The organism is Citrobacter sp. Cf118, from assembly GCF_030334095.1.
Lineage (GTDB): Bacteria > Pseudomonadota > Gammaproteobacteria > Enterobacterales > Enterobacteriaceae > Citrobacter > Citrobacter freundii.
Genome location: NZ_JAOWES010000087.1, coordinates 363,103 through 379,668, shown reverse-complemented (window position 1 = coordinate 379,668; position 16,566 = coordinate 363,103). Strand labels below are relative to the sequence as shown.

The 16,566-nt window shown below is 51.7% G+C and carries 17 protein-coding genes and 1 pseudogene; 7 read left to right on the top strand and 11 right to left on the bottom strand.

Annotation, left to right across the window (positions count from 1 at the left end; genetic code table 11):
• Positions 1 to 36: 36 nt before the first annotated feature.
• Both cfa and punC read right to left on the bottom strand, forming a co-directional pair.
• Positions 37 to 1,185, bottom strand: a complete 1,149-nt coding sequence (gene cfa / locus OGX67_RS17080; protein ID WP_257651457.1) for a cyclopropane fatty acyl phospholipid synthase — start codon at positions 1,183 to 1,185, stop codon at positions 37 to 39.
• 290 nt (positions 1,186 to 1,475) lie between these two features.
• On the bottom strand, positions 1,476 to 2,681 hold the full coding sequence (punC, locus tag OGX67_RS17075) for a purine nucleoside transporter PunC (protein ID WP_003836456.1): 1,206 nt from the start codon (positions 2,679 to 2,681) through the stop codon (positions 1,476 to 1,478).
• A gap of 113 nt (positions 2,682 to 2,794) precedes the next feature.
• On the opposite strand from punC, the gene punR reads away from it, so the two are divergent.
• Positions 2,795 to 3,727: a DNA-binding transcriptional activator PunR gene (punR, locus tag OGX67_RS17070; protein WP_257651458.1), complete on the top strand. Its 933-nt coding sequence runs from the start codon at positions 2,795 to 2,797 to the stop codon at positions 3,725 to 3,727.
• Here punR and purR read toward each other — a convergent pair.
• The gene (gene purR, locus OGX67_RS17065; RefSeq protein WP_003029211.1) at positions 3,724 to 4,749 is read right to left on the bottom strand and encodes an HTH-type transcriptional repressor PurR; all 1,026 of its coding nucleotides are present in this window, start codon (positions 4,747 to 4,749) and stop codon (positions 3,724 to 3,726) included. The two genes, punR and purR, sit on opposite strands and share 4 nt — an antisense overlap.
• A gap of 297 nt (positions 4,750 to 5,046) precedes the next feature.
• Here purR and cydH point away from each other — a divergent pair, with 297 nt between their 5' ends.
• Positions 5,047 to 5,136, top strand: coding sequence for a cytochrome bd-I accessory subunit CydH (gene cydH / locus OGX67_RS17060; protein WP_003029209.1), 90 nt, complete (start codon positions 5,047 to 5,049; stop codon positions 5,134 to 5,136).
• 176 nt (positions 5,137 to 5,312) lie between these two features.
• Complete coding sequence (locus OGX67_RS17055; RefSeq protein WP_049015505.1) at positions 5,313 to 6,482, top strand: MFS transporter; 1,170 nt, start codon at positions 5,313 to 5,315, stop codon at positions 6,480 to 6,482.
• Between the two features lie 38 nt (positions 6,483 to 6,520).
• Here the strand turns inward: OGX67_RS17055 and sodB are convergent, their stop codons facing one another.
• Together sodB and OGX67_RS17045 are read right to left on the bottom strand one after the other, a co-directional pair.
• Complete coding sequence (gene sodB, locus OGX67_RS17050; RefSeq protein ID WP_286526879.1) at positions 6,521 to 7,102, bottom strand: superoxide dismutase [Fe]; 582 nt, start codon at positions 7,100 to 7,102, stop codon at positions 6,521 to 6,523.
• A gap of 127 nt (positions 7,103 to 7,229) precedes the next feature.
• Positions 7,230 to 8,060, bottom strand: coding sequence for a C40 family peptidase (locus OGX67_RS17045; protein WP_032935840.1), 831 nt, complete (start codon positions 8,058 to 8,060; stop codon positions 7,230 to 7,232).
• 334 nt (positions 8,061 to 8,394) lie between these two features.
• Here OGX67_RS17045 and grxD point away from each other — a divergent pair, with 334 nt between their 5' ends.
• Positions 8,395 to 8,742, top strand: coding sequence for a monothiol glutaredoxin 4 (grxD, locus tag OGX67_RS17040; protein WP_003832760.1), 348 nt, complete (start codon positions 8,395 to 8,397; stop codon positions 8,740 to 8,742).
• A 53-nt stretch (positions 8,743 to 8,795) separates the two neighbouring features.
• Here grxD and rnt read toward each other — a convergent pair whose 3' ends face one another.
• The 4 genes from rnt to OGX67_RS17020 form a co-directional block, all read right to left on the bottom strand.
• Positions 8,796 to 9,443 carry a ribonuclease T gene (rnt, locus tag OGX67_RS17035; RefSeq protein ID WP_003029200.1) on the bottom strand — a complete coding sequence of 216 codons (648 nt, stop codon included), beginning with the start codon at positions 9,441 to 9,443 and terminating at the stop codon, positions 8,796 to 8,798.
• Between the two features lie 95 nt (positions 9,444 to 9,538).
• Positions 9,539 to 9,946, bottom strand: a complete 408-nt coding sequence (gene gloA / locus OGX67_RS17030) for a lactoylglutathione lyase (protein WP_003029198.1) — start codon at positions 9,944 to 9,946, stop codon at positions 9,539 to 9,541.
• A 97-nt stretch (positions 9,947 to 10,043) separates the two neighbouring features.
• Positions 10,044 to 11,141 (bottom strand): alkene reductase, encoded by a 1,098-nt coding sequence (locus OGX67_RS17025; RefSeq protein ID WP_003029197.1) that lies wholly within the window; start codon positions 11,139 to 11,141, stop codon positions 10,044 to 10,046.
• 54 nt (positions 11,142 to 11,195) lie between these two features.
• On the bottom strand, positions 11,196 to 11,795 hold the full coding sequence (locus tag OGX67_RS17020) for a TetR/AcrR family transcriptional regulator (RefSeq protein ID WP_003836447.1): 600 nt from the start codon (positions 11,793 to 11,795) through the stop codon (positions 11,196 to 11,198).
• Positions 11,796 to 11,896: 101 nt separating this feature from the next.
• Between OGX67_RS17020 and OGX67_RS17015 the strand changes: the two genes are divergently transcribed.
• From OGX67_RS17015 to sodC, 3 genes are all read left to right on the top strand, one after another.
• The gene (locus tag OGX67_RS17015) at positions 11,897 to 12,136 is read left to right on the top strand and encodes a DUF1289 domain-containing protein (protein WP_003029191.1); all 240 of its coding nucleotides are present in this window, start codon (positions 11,897 to 11,899) and stop codon (positions 12,134 to 12,136) included.
• Positions 12,137 to 12,185: 49 nt separating this feature from the next.
• Positions 12,186 to 13,082 carry an aldo/keto reductase gene (locus OGX67_RS17010; RefSeq protein ID WP_003029189.1) on the top strand — a complete coding sequence of 299 codons (897 nt, stop codon included), beginning with the start codon at positions 12,186 to 12,188 and terminating at the stop codon, positions 13,080 to 13,082.
• Positions 13,083 to 13,163: 81 nt separating this feature from the next.
• On the top strand, positions 13,164 to 13,688 hold the full coding sequence (gene sodC / locus OGX67_RS17005) for a superoxide dismutase [Cu-Zn] SodC (RefSeq protein WP_257651459.1): 525 nt from the start codon (positions 13,164 to 13,166) through the stop codon (positions 13,686 to 13,688).
• Here sodC and OGX67_RS17000 read toward each other — a convergent pair.
• Positions 13,664 to 15,704 (bottom strand): annotated as a pseudogene (locus OGX67_RS17000) (FUSC family protein). The gene sodC and the pseudogene OGX67_RS17000 sit on opposite strands and share 25 nt — an antisense overlap.
• Positions 15,701 to 16,564, bottom strand: coding sequence for an efflux RND transporter periplasmic adaptor subunit (locus tag OGX67_RS16995; RefSeq protein WP_071697169.1), 864 nt, complete (start codon positions 16,562 to 16,564; stop codon positions 15,701 to 15,703). Before OGX67_RS16995 ends, OGX67_RS17000 begins: the two are co-directional and overlap by 4 nt.
• Between the last annotated feature and the right edge of the window lie 2 nt (positions 16,565 to 16,566).

The following is a 16,566-nucleotide window of genomic DNA, read 5'->3' as shown; positions in this document are numbered from 1 at the left end:
AGAGTTAAGCCCTCGTTGATACGGGGGCGATAACGATTAACGGGGAACGCGCAGGCCGTGTTCAACGCCGCGAGAAAAAACCACCTGCCATAACTGAATATCGCGAGCTCGAAACGCTCCGGCACAAGCGTTCAGATAATAGCTGAACATCCGTTTGAAACGTTCGGTATAGTTATCGGCGATTTCAGGCCAGGAGTTAATGAAACGTTCGTGCCAGGCCATCAGCGTCGTGTCGTAATCCGCGCCAAAATTATGCCAGTCTTCCATTACAAAATGTGGCTCGCTGGCGTTGGCAATCTGGCGAACTGATGGTAAACAGCCGTTCGGGAAGATATATTTATTTATCCACGGATCAACATTATTGTCGGTCTTTTTGGAGCCGATGCTATGCAGTAAAAAGAGACCATCCGGTTTTAAATTGCGATCGACCACGTCAAAATAGGTGGCGTAGTTTTTCGGCCCTACATGCTCAAACATGCCGACGGAAACAATACGATCGAATTTGTCATTCAGGTCACGATAATCCTGCAGCAAAATTGTGACATCAAGCCCCGCACACCGTGACTGCGCCATTTTCTGCTGTTCTGCCGAAATGGTTACACCCACCACGCTGACGCCATATTCTGATGCCATAAACTGGGATAAGCCGCCCCAGCCGCAGCCTATATCGAGCACCCGCATCCCTGGCTTCAATTGCAATTTTTCAGCAATCATTTTTAGCTTCGCCTGCTGGGCAGATTCCAGGGTATCGGCATCTTTCCAGTAGGCGCAGGAATACTGCATATAGGGGTCCAGCATGCGAGTAAAGAGATCGTTGCCTAAATCGTAATGTTCTTTGCCGACAACCCATGCACGCTTTTTGGTCTGCAAATTGAACAAGCGAGCAGCGGCAATTCGTAACGTATCTTTGAAGTGGCGGGGGAGTTGGTTTTCAAGACCGGCGCGTAGGACTTTACTAAAAAACATGTCCAGCCGGTCGCATTCCCACCAGCCATCCATATAACTTTCACCCAACCCTAACGATCCTTCCTGCAATACACGTTTGAAAAAATCGGGGTTCTTTACGCGAATATCCGCCGGTGCCTGGCCATTAATGGTAATGCCTGCACGGCTCAATAATTCATTGGTGATGCGGTACCAGTCATCATCCGGTACTCTGACGTCTTCTATACACGATGAACTCATAGCTTCTCCATCACTGGTCGGTGATCAGAACCTTAAAACAGCGTAGACGCTTTTTTGGGCTTTGTGAGAAATCTCACGGAATTAATCCGTGAATCTATAATCCGACGTAGAACAGAGGAAGGGAGGAACCCTTGCCGAAAAGACCATCCGTGGGAATACGGGAACATTCTTGTTCCCGCTAACACATAAAAATTATCGTTTTTTTAACATCCGGAAATCAGTATAGGCCTGAACTTTTGACGATTCAACCGATAATTCTTAGCGGGCTAATTAATTGCCCGCGACAATTATTAGTGAGACTCTCCATGGGCAATTTGCGCGCGGTCATCTGTTTGCGGGGCGTCAGTTTTCTGCGATTGCATTTTGTAACCTACAGCAGCCAGCAATACCGTGGTCAGCATAACGCTGGTAGTGGTGAGCAGCGGGGTAGCAATCAACCAGGAAACGACAAGGCTTGCCAGGAAGCATAAACCCAGTTGCAGCGTATTCTGCAATGCGGCAGCGCGTCCAGTGGCCTGTGGGAAAGGGCGTAATGCCTGCGCGACAACGATAGGGTAGATTGCGCCGTTCGCAATCGCCATAACGCAGAATGGGATCAGGATTTCAGCCAATGCGACATGATGAATAAAGCCGGTCGCCCAGGTGCCTACAACGCTGAAGGCATACAGAATGAGTAACCAGGGCAGCAGCTGACGACCCTGCCATTTTTGCAGCGCAGCACGACAGCCGTAACCACCGATTAAAAAGGCGATAGTTTGCGGAACATAGCTCAGACCAATTACCGCTGGGCTATAACCCATTTCGCTAAGGATGAACGGGGAACCCGTCAGCCATGCAAAAAAGCTCGCGGAACAGGCGGCATAAATCAGCACGTTTCCACGGTAAGTTTTCGAGCGCAGCAAGGTGGTGAAAGTCAGTTTATCCTGGCTGTCATCGCGTGCTTTAGCTGTAGGCTTTAAACGCAGCGCCGGAAGCATCAGAATCAGAGTAATGGCGAATAGGGTGGCAAAAATGGCCTGCCAGGAAAAATGTACCAGGATCCAACTACCTAATAACGGGGCGAGGGCAGGTGATAACCCGACCAGCGGCATAATGGTGGCAAAGATGCGGTTTACTTTTTGTGAAGGATAATAGTCGGTAACCAGCGCTTGCCAGATAACCGATGCTGCACAGACGCCAACGGCCTGAACAAATCGCAGTACCAGCAGGCCTGTGGCGTTTTCAACCCACAGCATGCCCAGACTGCCCAGTGCGAAAATAGATAAACCCAGCAGCAAAATAGGCTTGCGACCATAGTGGTCAGAGAGCGGTCCCCACAGCAGTTGTGCGACGGCAAAACCGGCTAAGAACAAGCTCAGGCTAGCGCTGACGGCAGATGCGGGCGTTTGCAGATCGGACTGAATTGCGGCGAAGGCGGGCAGATACATATCTGTTGCCAGAAAGCCGAGCACGCTAAGGCCCGCCAGCCAGACTAAAAACCCTTTCCCAGGTTGCATCATTATTTCTCTTTTTTTAGCAGTAGAACAATGCCGCTGAGTGTAGTGAGTGTAATTCACGCTGTGAAACGCTAATATTTGCTTACTGATTTCAAAATTTTTGCAGGCAGAATATGTGGTCGGAATATTCACTTGAAGTGGTTGATGCGGTTGCGCGTAACGGTAGCTTTAGTTCAGCCGCACAGGAGCTACACCGTGTACCTTCGGCGGTAAGCTACACTGTGCGCCAACTGGAAGAGTGGCTGGCGGTACCACTTTTTGAGCGACGCCATCGGGATGTGGAATTAACGCCTGCCGGGGCATGGTTTTTAAAAGAAGGTCGCTCTGTTATCAAAAAAATGCAGATCACGCGCCAGCAATGCCAGCAAATTGCCAACGGCTGGCGCGGGCAGCTGGCGATCGCAGTCGATAACATTGTCCGCCCGGATCGTACCCGACAGATGATCGTGGATTTCTACCGTCACTTTGATGATGTGGAGTTGTTAGTTTTTCAGGAAGTGTTTAACGGCGTATGGGACGCGCTGTCCGATGGACGCGTGGAGCTGGCCATCGGCGCCACACAGGCGATTCCGGTAGGGGGGCGCTATACCTTCCGCGATATGGGAATGCTGAGCTGGAGCTGCGTGGTAGCCAGCCATCATCCACTGGCGTCAATGCCCGGACCGCTAAGTGATGATACGTTGCGCAACTGGCCGTCACTGGTACGCGAAGATACCTCCCGTACGTTGCCAAAGCGTATTACCTGGCTGCTGGATAACCAAAAGCGCGTCGTGGTGCCTGACTGGGAATCATCCGCTACCTGCTTATCAGCAGGGCTGTGTGTTGGCATGGTGCCGACGCATTTTGCCAAGCCGTGGATCGATAGCGGCAAGTGGGTTGCGCTGCAACTGGAGAACCCCTTTCCTGATGCTGCATGCTGTCTGACATGGCAGCAGAACGATACGTCACCGGTATTGAGTTGGCTGCTGGACTATTTAGGGGATAGTGAAACGTTGAACAAGGAATGGCTGCGGGAGCCAGATGAGACTCCCGCACAACAGGCTTAACGGCGGTAATCTCGGAACGGACCGTCGGCAACGGAGCGACGCTCAACCAGACGTGGATGCACCTCGATAGACTGTGACTCTTCACGTTTATTCACGATACGGTCTAACAGCATGTTGAAGGCCGTTTCACCTAGTGAATCCTTCGGCTGGTGAATGGTCGTTAAGGCCGGCGTGAAGAAGCGGGCGTTGCGCACGTTGTCGTAGCCGATGAGTGAGACATCCTGTGGTACGCGCAGACCCATTTCGTCAGCGGCGCACAGCGCACCCATCGCCATAATATCGCCACCGCAGAATACAGCGGTCGGACGATGCGACTGCGACAGAATTTGCTGCATGGCGCGATAGCCGGACTCAGGCTCGAAATCGCCCTGGACAATCCAGTTATCAGGCACTTTAATCAGCGCTTCTTCCATCGCTTTCATAAAGCCCGCCAGACGCCCGGCCCCGGTGTTACGTTCCATTGGACCTGGGATCACGCCAATTTCACGATGACCGCGTTCTACCAGATACCGACCCGCCATGTAACCGCCTTCGAAGGCGTTATCAATGACCGTATCGGTAAAGTCGGCTTTAGCTTCGCCCCAGTCCATGACGACCATCGGAATGTGGCGATACTCTTCGAGCATCGAAAGCAGCGACTCCGGATACTCAGAACACATCACCAGCAGACCATCAACGCGCTTTTGCGCCATCATCGACAGATAGGCCTGCTGCTTTTCGAGACTGTTCCATGCGTTACCCAGAATCAGCGTATAGCCTTTCTGGAAACAGTTTTTCTCCACGGCTTCGATAATTTCTGCGAAATAGGCCGCTTCGCTGCTGGTCGCCAGCAAGCCAATAGACTTGGTGTGATTCACCTTCAGGCTGCGGGCAACTGCACTCGGAGAATAGTGCAGTTCTTTGATCGCTGCCCAGACAGCATTACGCGTTTCTTCCGCGACAAAGCGCGTCTTGTTAATTACGTGTGATACGGTTGTAGTGGAAACGTTTGCTCGCTTCGCTACATCTTTAATTGTTGCCATTACATCTCACTCCAGACCATATCCTAAGCTCCTGAGAATACTCCAGGTAAACGTTTGCCTTTACACACCCTTAGCGCAACGTAAGGGTTGCGGCACGCCGGGAAAACGACACGGAACGTCAGGAAGGGGTCAATGGCCGGTACGCTAATCAAGTAAGCGTGGAATTTTGTCTGATCTTAACGAAAAGGGGAAGAGTTAAAAGCAGTTATCAATATAAATCGTGAGAGATTTTTGCTTTCAAGTGTGTAAAAATGCGCAATATCACTTTTTGTGTGGGAATAAAAAGGAGAAAACTTGATGAGCACCGATCTGAAATTTTCGTTAGTGACTACCATTATTGTTCTGGGTTTGATCGTCGCGGGTGGCCTGACCGCAGCGCTGCATTGATTTCCCCCGAGGGAGTTAGCTCTCCCTCACTCTTTCCGCTCGTCTATCTCTTCTATTGTTTGCGAATTAGCAAAAGTCTTTTGCAATTTTGTTAACTTTATTAATTTTGCGATCAATGTCATGCTTTTGACTCTTATTTTATGTCGCGCCACGGCTCGACGTTACGGAGTCGCAATATGAAACTCAATTATCCTTTACTGGCGCTGGCGATCGGAGCGTTTGGCATTGGCACCACCGAATTTTCGCCAATGGGATTATTGCCCGTCATAGCCAAAGGTGTGGATGTCTCGATTCCGGCGGCTGGCATGCTGATCAGCGCCTATGCGGTAGGTGTGATGGTAGGTGCACCGCTGATGACATTGCTGCTGTCTCATCGCGCGCGACGTAATGCTTTGATATTCCTGATGGCGATTTTCACGCTGGGTAATGTGCTTTCTGCTATCTCGCCGGATTACACCACGCTAATGCTATCGCGTATTTTGACCAGTCTTAACCATGGCGCCTTTTTTGGTCTCGGTTCAGTGGTTGCTGCCAGTGTTGTACCCAAACATAAGCAGGCCAGCGCCGTAGCAACGATGTTTATGGGGTTAACCATCGCCAATATTGGCGGCGTTCCGGCGGCGACATGGCTTGGTGAAACCATCGGTTGGCGCATGTCATTTATGGCCACTGCGGGTCTGGGCGTCATTGCTATGGTCAGCCTGTTCTTCTCCTTACCCAAGGGTGGAGCCGGAGAGCGCCCGGATGTTCGCAGCGAACTGGCGGTACTTATGCGCCCACAGGTGTTGTCGGCGTTACTGACTACCGTACTGGGTGCTGGGGCGATGTTCACGCTTTATACCTACATCTCGCCAGTTCTGCATACTATCACTCATGCCACTCCGGCATTTGTTACCGGGATGCTGGTGTTGATAGGCATTGGTTTCTCGATCGGTAACTACTTTGGTGGCAAGTTTGCTGACCGTTCAGTCAACGGTACGTTGAAAAGCTTTTTACTGCTGCTGATGGTTATTATGCTGGCCATTCCTTTCCTTGCGCGTAATGAGCTGGGTGCGGCAATCAGTATGGTGGTCTGGGGCGCGGCGACGTTCGCGGTCGTTCCACCGTTGCAGATGCGTGTGATGCGCGTTGCCAGTGAAGCGCCTGGATTATCATCGTCAGTCAATATTGGCGCGTTTAATCTGGGGAACGCTCTGGGTGCAGCGGCCGGTGGGGCGGTGATATCAGGCGGCCTGGGCTACAGTTTTGTGCCAGTGATGGGGGCGATTGTGGCGGGTCTTGCGCTGCTGCTGGTGTTTATTTCCGCAAGAAGACAGCCAGAAGAGGCTTTCACGACCGCGAATTAATGCAAAAACGCAGAAGGAAGCCCTTCTGCGTTATCTTTTTATGGTGCGAAGTTCTTCGCAACAAATTCCCAGTTCACCAGCGCCCAGAAATGTTCCAGGTAGCCAGGACGGGCATTGCGATAGTCGATGTAGTAGGCGTGTTCCCATACGTCAACGGTCATCAGCGGCGTCGCGTCGGTGGTCAGCGGAGTACCTGCGTTGGAGGTGGAGACGATAGCCAGTTTGCCATCAGTTCCTTTAACCAGCCAGGTCCAGCCAGAACCGAAGTTTTTGATAGCGGCATCGGTGAACTGCGCTTTGAAATCTGCAAAGCTGCCAAAGGAGGCGGCAATTGCATCGGCCAGTTTACCGGTTGGTTCGCCACCTGCGTTTGGTGCCAGGCAGTTCCAGTAGAACGTGTGGTTCCATACTTGTGCTGCGTTATTGAATACACCGCCTTCAGAGCTACGAACGATCTCTTCCAGTGATTTGCCTTCAAACGCCGTGCCTTTAATCAGATTGTTCAGATTGGTCACGTAGGTTTGATGGTGTTTGCCATAGTGATATTCCAGCGTTTCGGCAGAAATGTGCGGTGCCAGAGCATCTTTGGCATACGGTAATGCAGGTAATTCAAACGACATTGCTTCTCTCCTTATTCTTTATATTGAGTACACACAATAGCCTCATTGTGAGTAAGGATAGGGTAGCAAATTGAAAGGTTATGCAAAAGAAGAACTTACCCTACAGTGTGTTCTGTAGGGTAAGTTTTTAGCGAATTGTTTTTGGCGTCATTACCCGACGAGCGCCCACATAGTGGCGCTGCCAGTAATCTTCGCTCAGAGAGGTGATTTGAATTTCCTGCCCGCTACGCGGTGACTGAATAAACTTACCGTTTCCGACGTAGACGCCGACGTGATCGGCCGTTCCGCGACCCTGGGTACGAAAGAAGACCAGATCGCCATTTTTCAGTTCGCCACGTTCAATCGGTGCGGCATCACGCAGATGATACATTTCGTTCGCGGTACGCGGAATGCGGAACTTCACCAGATCTTTATAGGCGTAATAAACCAGACCGCTGCAGTCAAACCCGGTTCTTGGCGAGGAACCGCCCCAACGATAAGGTTTACCGATTTGGTTCATCAAAGTGGACATAGCGGTTTTAGTCGCTTTCTGCACTTTCACTTTATGGGCGTCAGCAAGCGTAGTTGGTGCAGTGGTTTTCACCTTCACGCAGCGTGGTTTATGACCTTTGCGCGGTGTGCATTTTTCAGTCCAGGTAACAGCTGCGGTTTGTGCTACGGCAGTTTTACCACGACGATTTGCAGTTTTAGTCGACTTTGCCGGAGTGGCAGTGCGTTTTTTAGAAGAGGAAGCGGTTTTGGTGCTGGTTTTACTGGTGGTTTTTGTCGCCGTTTTCTTGCTGGTCTTTGTTGTTTTTTGGCTGGTTGTTGCGCTTTTCTTTTTATCTACCGTTTTGATGGTGTGAGAATTGGTAGGTGTCGTCCTGGCTTGCTTGGAAGCATGAGCCATAGGCGTAAAGGGCAGTGTAGTAAAAAGTAAAGCACAGAGCGTGATCGAGATTCGGTTTATCCGCGCCACTGAGCAGTCCTCTGGTAAGGCAGGTCTATCGTGCCTGCGTGTGATTTTCAAAACTTGACGATTCTAATCTATAGAAAGAGGGAAAGTTAATAGCTTTTTTTGTTTAAAACTATGTTTCGTAACCGACCGCAAAAAAAAACATCAATTAACGTTGGAGTTGGTGAACAGATAATCAAAACCACATGTTTGAAGGGGATAAATGAGATTATGAATGCAACTTTTAGCGTCAGGGGATAAAATAATAACGCGTAATGAAAATGTTATTTTCCGTTGCCTGTCTGACCCGTTACAATGTCAGACTACTGCCGTAAAAGAAGTTTAAGGAAGCAAGATAATGAGCACCACTATCGAAAAAATCCAGCGCCAGATCGCTGAAAACCCGATTCTCCTGTACATGAAAGGTTCTCCTAAACTGCCAAGCTGCGGTTTCTCCGCTCAGGCTGTGCAGGCGCTGTCAGCCTGTGGTGAACGCTTTGCTTACGTTGATATTCTGCAGAACCCGGATATTCGCGCCGAACTGCCGAAATACGCGAACTGGCCAACTTTCCCACAACTGTGGGTTGATGGTGAGCTGGTTGGCGGTTGTGACATTTTGATCGAAATGTACCAGCGCGGTGAGTTGCAGCAGCTGATTAAAGAAACAGCTGCGAAATACAAAACCGAAGAGCCGGACGCTGAGTAATATCAGCAGAAGTAAAAAAGCGACCTGAAATGGTCGCTTTTTTTATGTCGCCGTTACGCTTCTTCAGGCACGGGAAGAGGCCAACCACCGAGACGTTTCCAGCGGTTAACGATTTCGCAAAACAGCACGGCCGTACGTTCGGTGTCATACAGTGCCGAGTGTGCCTGATTCCCGTCAAACTCCATTCCCGCCGCCAGGCACGCTTTTGACAACACCGTTTGCCCCAATGACAGACCGCTTAATGCCGCTGTATCAAAGGTGACAAATGGATGAAACGGATTCCGTTTCAGCGAGGCGCGTTCTGCTGCTGCCATCATGAAACTGTGGTCGAACGTAGCGTTATGCGCCACCATGATTGCCCGATTGCAGCCGCTGTCTTTAATGCCTTTACGCACCATTTTGAAGATGGCATGCAGGGCGTCATATTCGCTGACCGCGCCGCGTAGCGGATTGTTCGGATCAATACCGTTAAAGGCGAGCGCCTCCGGCTGCAGATTCGCGCCTTCAAACGGCTCTACGTGGAAATGCAACGTCGTGTCCGGCATCAGCCAGCCTTGTTCATCCATTTTCAGTGTGATGGCTGCAATCTCAAGCAGCGCATCGGTTTTGGCATTGAACCCTGCGGTTTCGACATCAATGACGACAGGATAAAAACCACGAAAACGGTCACACAGACCGGAAAGTTGAGCGTTATCGGACATCTGGGTCTCTTAATACGGGAAAATTGCAGCGCGTATTATGGCAAAATGATGAGTATAAAACTACGGGCACAGACGATCTGCGCCCGAGGGGGAAGTTAGTCGCCCAGGCCGCGCCCGGCGTCTTTCTCTTCGATCAGCTCAATTTTATAGCCGTCCGGATCTTCAACGAACGCAATCACTGTGGTGCCGCCTTTTACCGGACCCGCTTCACGCGTTACGTTACCGCCATTCTGGCGAATACGTTCACAGGCTTCAGCCGCGTTGTCTACGCTCAGGGCGATATGGCCATAGGCAGTACCCAGCTCATACTTGTCGACACCCCAGTTATAGGTCAGTTCGATTACGGCTTCACTGGTTTCAGGACCGTAGCCGACAAAAGCCAGAGAGTACTTGTATTCAGGGTTTTCGCTGGTACGCAGCAGCTTCATGCCCAGCACGTTGGTATAAAACTCGATGGAACGCTGCAGGTCACCCACGCGCAGCATGGTATGGAGTAAACGCATCTTTTTCCCCTTCGAAAATGGCTAATACATTCAAAATGTTGTTTTAGTATAGCGGCGTTGTTACGCCGCTATCAATGGCAGAACGGAGATTGTGACGTTAGAGGGTAGGATAGTCGGTGTAACCTTCCGCGCCGCCGCCGTAGAAGCTCTCGGCACGTTGCGGATTCAGTTCCGCTTTGCGTTGCAGACGCGCCACCAGATCCGGGTTAGCAATATAGGCGCGACCAAAAGCAACGGCGTCGATCAGACCTTTCTCGATCAGCGCTTCTGCCTTTTCAGGGGTGTAGGCACCAGCACCAATGATAGGACCGTGGAAGCGCGCGCGAACTTTTTCGCGGAACGCATCGGAATACGGCTCACCACCGGCCCAATCCGGCTCAGACATGTGCAGGTAAGCGATTCCACGCTTGCCCAATTGTTCAATCAGATACAGCGCATCGGCTTCTTCGTTCGGACCGTTGTCAACGTTCTGGAATGAGCCAATCGGGGAGACGCGAATACCAATACGATCGGCACCCCATTCTTTAATACCGGCATCAACCACTTCCAGCACAAGACGCGCACGATTTTCGACGCTACCGCCGTATTGATCGGTACGCTGATTAGAGGTTGGCGACAGGAACTGGTGCAGCAGGTAGCCGTGGGCAGAGTGCAGTTCAACCATGTCGAAACCCGCTTCGCGCGCGTTGGCTATCGCCTGACGGAAGTCATTAACGATGCCCGGAATCTCTTCGGTTTCCAGCGCACGTGGCATTGAGGTATCGGCACGCGTTGCCAGACCGTTTTCATCGCGCAGCGAGGTGCGGGTTCCAGCACTAATCGCGGAAGGTGCAACTGGAGCTTGACCATTTGGTTGCAGACTCGCGTGAGAGATGCGTCCGGTGTGCCACAACTGGACAGCAATATGACCTTGCTCAGCGTGTACGGCAGCGGTGATTTTCTTCCATGCGGCAATTTGCGCTTCGCTGTGTAAGCCGGGTGCTCCGGCATAGCCTTTCGCCTGTGCGGAAATCTGCGTCGCTTCGCTGATAATAAGACCCGCGCTGGCGCGTTGACGGTAATACTCGGCCATCAGCGGAGTAGGGATGTCGCCAGGCTCAATACTGCGCAGACGCGTCAGTGGCGCCATGAATACGCGGTTTGCTGCCGTAATGGCACCCACTTTCAGTGGGGAAAACAGTTTTTCAGATGACATGTGGTACTCCTGAATAGACCGGTCGTCTAGTAATAAAGGAAATAAAAACGCCTGTTAAACGGCAGGCGTTGTGATGATGTTTTTAACGTGCGCCAGCGCATTTTCCAGCGGAGTAGCGCTACGAGAAATCTTGGCCTGCAGGTTGGCGCCAAGCCACAGCGCATACAGTACTTGCGCCTGCTGTAACGGCTCGCCAACAAAGGACAGACAATGGCTGGCCTGACCTTTCTCCAGTGCCTGCGCTAACAGCACAATAATGTGCCGCGCGCCTTTATCCATCGCTGTGCGCATATCTTCTGACAGATCGCACACTTCGGCAGACAGTTTTACAGTTAAACAGCCGCTAATAATGCCGTGCTGGCTAAACTGGTTCAGGGTTTCCTGATAGTAGGCCAGAATGCGGTCGCGGTAGTTTCCCGCACCCGTATCAAAGTGCGTAGCCAGTCGCTGATGATAGGCCGCATAGTGGCGTTCCAGCATCGCGACACCGAACGCTTCTTTAGAGCGAAAATAATGATAAAACGAACCTTTGGGCACTTCAGCGGTTTTCAGTAGTTCGCTTAAACCCATGCCGGTGAAGCCGCGCTGCATACAAAGCAGTTCGCCAGTCGCCAGCAGATGTTCGCGTGTATCGTGTTCAGTGATTTTGTTCATGAAAAGGAGTGTAATAGACCAGTCGGTCTAATGCAATAGCGCTTGCGAGAAATTCAGTTAACGTCTTCAATAAGTATATCAATCTTACTAAAGGAGGGGATGTGGCCGAACAGCTGGAGTTTTTCCCCGTCCAGAGCCCATGCCGTGGAATATGTCAGTCTGACGAACGCGGATTTTGCCGTGGCTGTTTTCGCAGTCGGGATGAACGTTTTAACTGGCAAAAGATGAGCGATGCCCAAAAGCAGGAAGTGCTACGGCTTTGTCGTCAGCGCCTGATGCGTAAATTACGAGCGAACAAAGCCAACCCTTCGGAAGAACCGCAACAACCTTCACTCTTTTAAAAGCGTAATTGCGTATACTCGAGGCACATTCACTTAAAAGGAAGCTGCTATGGTTCAGCGTATTACTATTGCGCCGCAAGGCCCGGAATTTTCTCGCTTTGTGATGGGGTACTGGCGCCTGATGGACTGGAATATGTCCGCGCGCCAGCTAGTCAGCTTTATTGAAGAGCATCTGGATCTGGGCGTGACCACCGTCGATCACGCAGATATCTACGGTGGATACCAGTGTGAAGCGGCGTTTGGTGAGGCAATGAAACTGGCTCCGCATTTGCGTGAAAAAATGCAGATTGTGACCAAATGCGGGATCGCGACGACGGCGCGCGCAGAAAATGCGCTGGGCCATTACATCACCGACAGCGCGCATATTATTGCCAGTGCGGAAGAATCGCTGAAGTTGCTGGCGACCGATCATATTGATCTGTTGCTCATCCACCGTCCCGATCCGCTTATGGATGCTGACGATGTCGCCGACGCTTTCAAAAAATTGCACCACAGTGGCAAAGTGCGTCACTTTGGTGTCTCTAATTTCACCCCGGCACAGTTCTCATTGTTGCAATCGCGTCTGCCGTTTACGCTGGCGACCAACCAGGTTGAAATCTCTCCGGTACATCAGCCGCTCCTGCTGGATGGCACTTTAGATCAACTGCAGCAGTTGCGTATTCGTCCAATGGCCTGGTCCTGCCTCGGCGGCGGTCGCTTGTTTAATGACGATGCGTTCCAGCCATTACGAAATGAACTTGCCGCGATCGCAGAAGAGTTAAACGCGCAGTCTATTGAGCAGGTGGTGTACGCCTGGATTTTACGTTTGCCGTCTCAGCCGCTGCCGATTATTGGCTCAGGAAAAATAGAGCGCGTACGCGCCGCCATTGAGTCTGAGACGCTGAACATGTCTCGCCAGCAATGGTTCCGCATTCGTAAAGCTGCACTGGGTTACGACGTACCTTAATCGTGTTTTTGGTGCATCACCGTTCAAAATTGTGTCACTGGTTTACACTTAACAATCAGACACCTTTTGGACGGAGGTCTTATGAAGCGTTTGAGTTTGGCCATCATCACTCTACTCGCCTGTGCAGGTGCGCAGGCTGCCATTGAAGAAAAAGTGACGATGAATCTGGTCACGTCGCAAGGCGTTGGCCAGGCGATTGGTACGGTCACTATTGCTGAAACCGCAAAGGGGCTGGAGTTTTCGCCCGATCTGAAAGCGTTGCCGCCGGGAGAACATGGTTTCCATGTGCATATGAACGGCAGCTGCCAACCGGCGATTAAAGAAGGGAAAGCCTCAGCCGCGGAATCGGCTGGAGGCCATTATGATCCGCACCAAACCGGCAAACACGAAGGCCCGGAAGGCGCAGGTCATATGGGTGACCTGCCGCTGCTGGTGGTGAATAACGACGGAAACGCCACAACACCGATCATTGCGCCGCGCCTCAAAACGCTCGATGAGGTTAAAGGCAAAGCGCTGATGATCCATGTGGGCGGCGATAATATGTCCGATCAACCGAAACCGCTTGGCGGTGGCGGAGCGCGCTACGCCTGTGGTGTTATCAAATAATCAACTACTGAGAGTGCCCGGCGGTGGCGCCTGTTCGAGTTGTGAAAGCGAGCAGTGTAGCCGCCAGACCAATGCCGATAACTCCTGTGCAGCAGGTTGATGATGGTGGGCAAGCGTATCGCAGATGCGTTGTAGCTCACTCAGCGTGGCATTCAGTGGTCGTTGCTGGACGCCACGTTCGCTCATTACATCGCGCAGCAGAGAGATACACACGTCCCTGACGCGAGCCAGCGGATCCGAACGCGCCTCCCAGGTGCGCAGTTGCCACACCACGTGCGAGCAGTTCAGCAATACGACCCCCCAACGTAATAACCAGCGTCGCGCCAGCGCGTCCTGACTGCTGCTGAGCTGGCTGACGTGATGATAGGTCAGCGATTCAAATTCGTTTTCACTGAGTGATGGGTGTCGGCTGAGCTGATCGACAAAATCCCGGCGCAGGGCGCGAATATGACGGCGACTTTTCCGGGCATCCGATCCGGGCCGCAGAATGGCGAAGGCCAGCCATGACAGCGCCACACCAGTGATTTTCGCCATATTGTCATTCAGGAAATCAGCAAAATCATATACCGGCGGATTGGTCACCGCGATAAACGAACCCATAAATACAATCAGTTGCCCCCAAAGACCTGCCAGGGCTGGCATTTGCAGCTTCAACAGTTGCATGGTGGCGAGTAGCGGGAAGAGAAAAAGAATGAATTGCCAGAGGTCGGAAATTTGGACCATTAGGCCAAACTTAACCACAAAGCTAAACAGCGACAGCAGAACCAGTGTGCGCATCAGCAAAGAAAGCGACTTGAACGGCGTGGCAACGGCGGAATACAGCACGCTGCTGATGGCGGCGAGCGTGAGTGCGCCAGAGCCTGATTCCCATTGTGCGCCAATGCTCCATGCGCCGATAAGCATCAAAGTGCAGAACGTACGTAACCCGCTCCAGATAGCTTCCGCATTATCGGTATGACGGGCAAGCCCCGGCGTGCGGACGATATTAATACGCTCGGCGGTAACGCCATTTTCCAGTAAATGCAGATAATGACTGCTGCGCAGATAGAGCCGACAAAAATAACGCAGTCGTTGCCAGAAGGCGACGTGTCGATAGTCGCGTGCATCGACGGGTCGCAGTGGGGCAATAATACGTGCAACGGTGTAGCTATTAGCATTGGATTTTATCAGTTCGCTGAGCAACTGTTCGATAATTTCCCGGGTATTGGACGGGGGATTAGGCCAGTTCAGCAGCATCCTGCGCAGACTGGAAATCACACTGGTCATCCTTAACTGCTGATGCAACAGCGAATTGAGCAAAGCATTTTGTCGGCGAAAACGGTAGTGGCTCCAGAACGCCTGAATACGCAGCAGGTTCATGGTAAGAATCTGACCGATAACACCTTCATGGGCTGTGCGAATGGCGTCCGTGGTTTCTGGTTGCCAGAGTAGGCTGGCATGTTCCAGTAAACGTGAATGCATGTTTTTCAATGCAGTCAGTAACGTGATGCCATCGGAGGTGCTGGGCAGGATCATCATCATCACACCGCCACACAAGATACCGACGATGACTTCACACACGCGTGCCTGCGCGATATCCCATAACTGCGTAATTTCCACGGTATTGACCATGGGAAACGCAATGATCGCCGCCGTATAACCCGCCAGTTGAAAGGCGTAGGCAACGTTATTGGTGAAATGCGCACAGGCCCAGGTACAAAAACCGATCCACACCGACATGCTCAGCAAGAATAACCACGGCTCATTAAGGGTATGACCGGCAATAATCAATGCGGCGGTGGCACCCAGTAAGCTACCTGCCACGCGACCCAGACTTTTGCTGATAACCCCGCCAACGGTGGGAAAACTGACCACCGCCGCTGAGGTCATCGCCCAATAGGGTTCGTCCAGATTCAGATAATAAGCAAAAGTTAACGCCAGACACATCGCAATGGTGTTACGCAGCGCATAACGCCACTGTGCCGCCGTGGCTTTAAACCACGGCAAATTGCCAGGTGTCAGGCGAGGTAGTTTCATTTACGCTGGCCGATGGATACACTGCAGGTTGTACCTGATACCAGCGTGACATCCCGCGGCAGGGCGTCGAATTCGATGCGTACCGGGATACGCTGCGCCAGACGCACCCACGGCACGTTGGGCTTGATATCTGGAATCAGGCCGGAATCACTTTCCACACTTTGATCATAGATAGCACGACCAATACTGGAAACGTGACCCTGTAACTTTATATTGCCGCTGTAGAGCGTGATGAGGGCAGGTGCACCTTCGCGAATGTGGCGCAACTTAGTTTCTTCAAAATACCCCATCACATAAAAAGAGTGACTGTCGACGAGAGCAAACAGAGGCTTCCCGGTTGAAGCGTAGTCTCCGGTACGGGTTGAAAGATTGGTGACCCAGCCCGCTACGGGGGCTTTGACCACCGTTTGCGTCAATTGCCACTGTGCCTGGCGCAGACTGGCCTCTGCTGCTTCAACACTCGCCTGCATGGCTTTCACGTTGAGATTTGCGGTATCCAGATCCTCGGCTGAGATGTAATTTTGCGATAAATGACGGCGGCGGTTGGCTTCGTTACTGGCTTTCGCCAGGTCAGACTGCGCTTTTGCAAGTTGCGCTTGCGCATTCAGTTCAGCAATGTGAAATGGCGTCTTGTCGATAATAAAAAGGACATCGCCTTTATTCACAAACTGGTTATCTTTTATATAGAGTTCGCTAATGCTACCTGACACCTGTGGCGTAATGCTGACCTGCTCAGCTCGCACTTTGCCATCACGTGTCCAGGGCGATTGCATATAGTAATTCCACATCCACCACCCGGCGAAAACTGCGATTGCAGCGACTATAATAGTGGAGAAGTATTTAACGGTTTTAAGCGACATAA

Coding starts and splice junctions, on each gene's coding strand:
- cfa (WP_257651457.1), bottom strand. CDS start 1,185: ATGAGTTCATCGTGTATAGAAGACGTCAGAGTACCGGATGATGACTGG.
- OGX67_RS17020 (WP_003836447.1), bottom strand. CDS start 11,795: ATGAACAAAATCACTGAACACGATACACGCGAACATCTGCTGGCGACT.
- purR (WP_003029211.1), bottom strand. CDS start 4,749: ATGGCAACAATTAAAGATGTAGCGAAGCGAGCAAACGTTTCCACTACA.
- OGX67_RS17025 (WP_003029197.1), bottom strand. CDS start 11,141: ATGTCATCTGAAAAACTGTTTTCCCCACTGAAAGTGGGTGCCATTACG.
- gloA (WP_003029198.1), bottom strand. CDS start 9,946: ATGCGTTTACTCCATACCATGCTGCGCGTGGGTGACCTGCAGCGTTCC.
- rnt (WP_003029200.1), bottom strand. CDS start 9,443: ATGTCCGATAACGCTCAACTTTCCGGTCTGTGTGACCGTTTTCGTGGT.
- cydH (WP_003029209.1), top strand. CDS start 5,047: ATGAGCACCGATCTGAAATTTTCGTTAGTGACTACCATTATTGTTCTG.
- OGX67_RS17055 (WP_049015505.1), top strand. CDS start 5,313: ATGAAACTCAATTATCCTTTACTGGCGCTGGCGATCGGAGCGTTTGGC.
- sodC (WP_257651459.1), top strand. CDS start 13,164: ATGAAGCGTTTGAGTTTGGCCATCATCACTCTACTCGCCTGTGCAGGT.
- OGX67_RS17010 (WP_003029189.1), top strand. CDS start 12,186: ATGGTTCAGCGTATTACTATTGCGCCGCAAGGCCCGGAATTTTCTCGC.
- grxD (WP_003832760.1), top strand. CDS start 8,395: ATGAGCACCACTATCGAAAAAATCCAGCGCCAGATCGCTGAAAACCCG.
- sodB (WP_286526879.1), bottom strand. CDS start 7,102: ATGTCGTTTGAATTACCTGCATTACCGTATGCCAAAGATGCTCTGGCA.
- punC (WP_003836456.1), bottom strand. CDS start 2,681: ATGCAACCTGGGAAAGGGTTTTTAGTCTGGCTGGCGGGCCTTAGCGTG.
- OGX67_RS16995 (WP_071697169.1), bottom strand. CDS start 16,564: ATGTCGCTTAAAACCGTTAAATACTTCTCCACTATTATAGTCGCTGCA.
- punR (WP_257651458.1), top strand. CDS start 2,795: ATGTGGTCGGAATATTCACTTGAAGTGGTTGATGCGGTTGCGCGTAAC.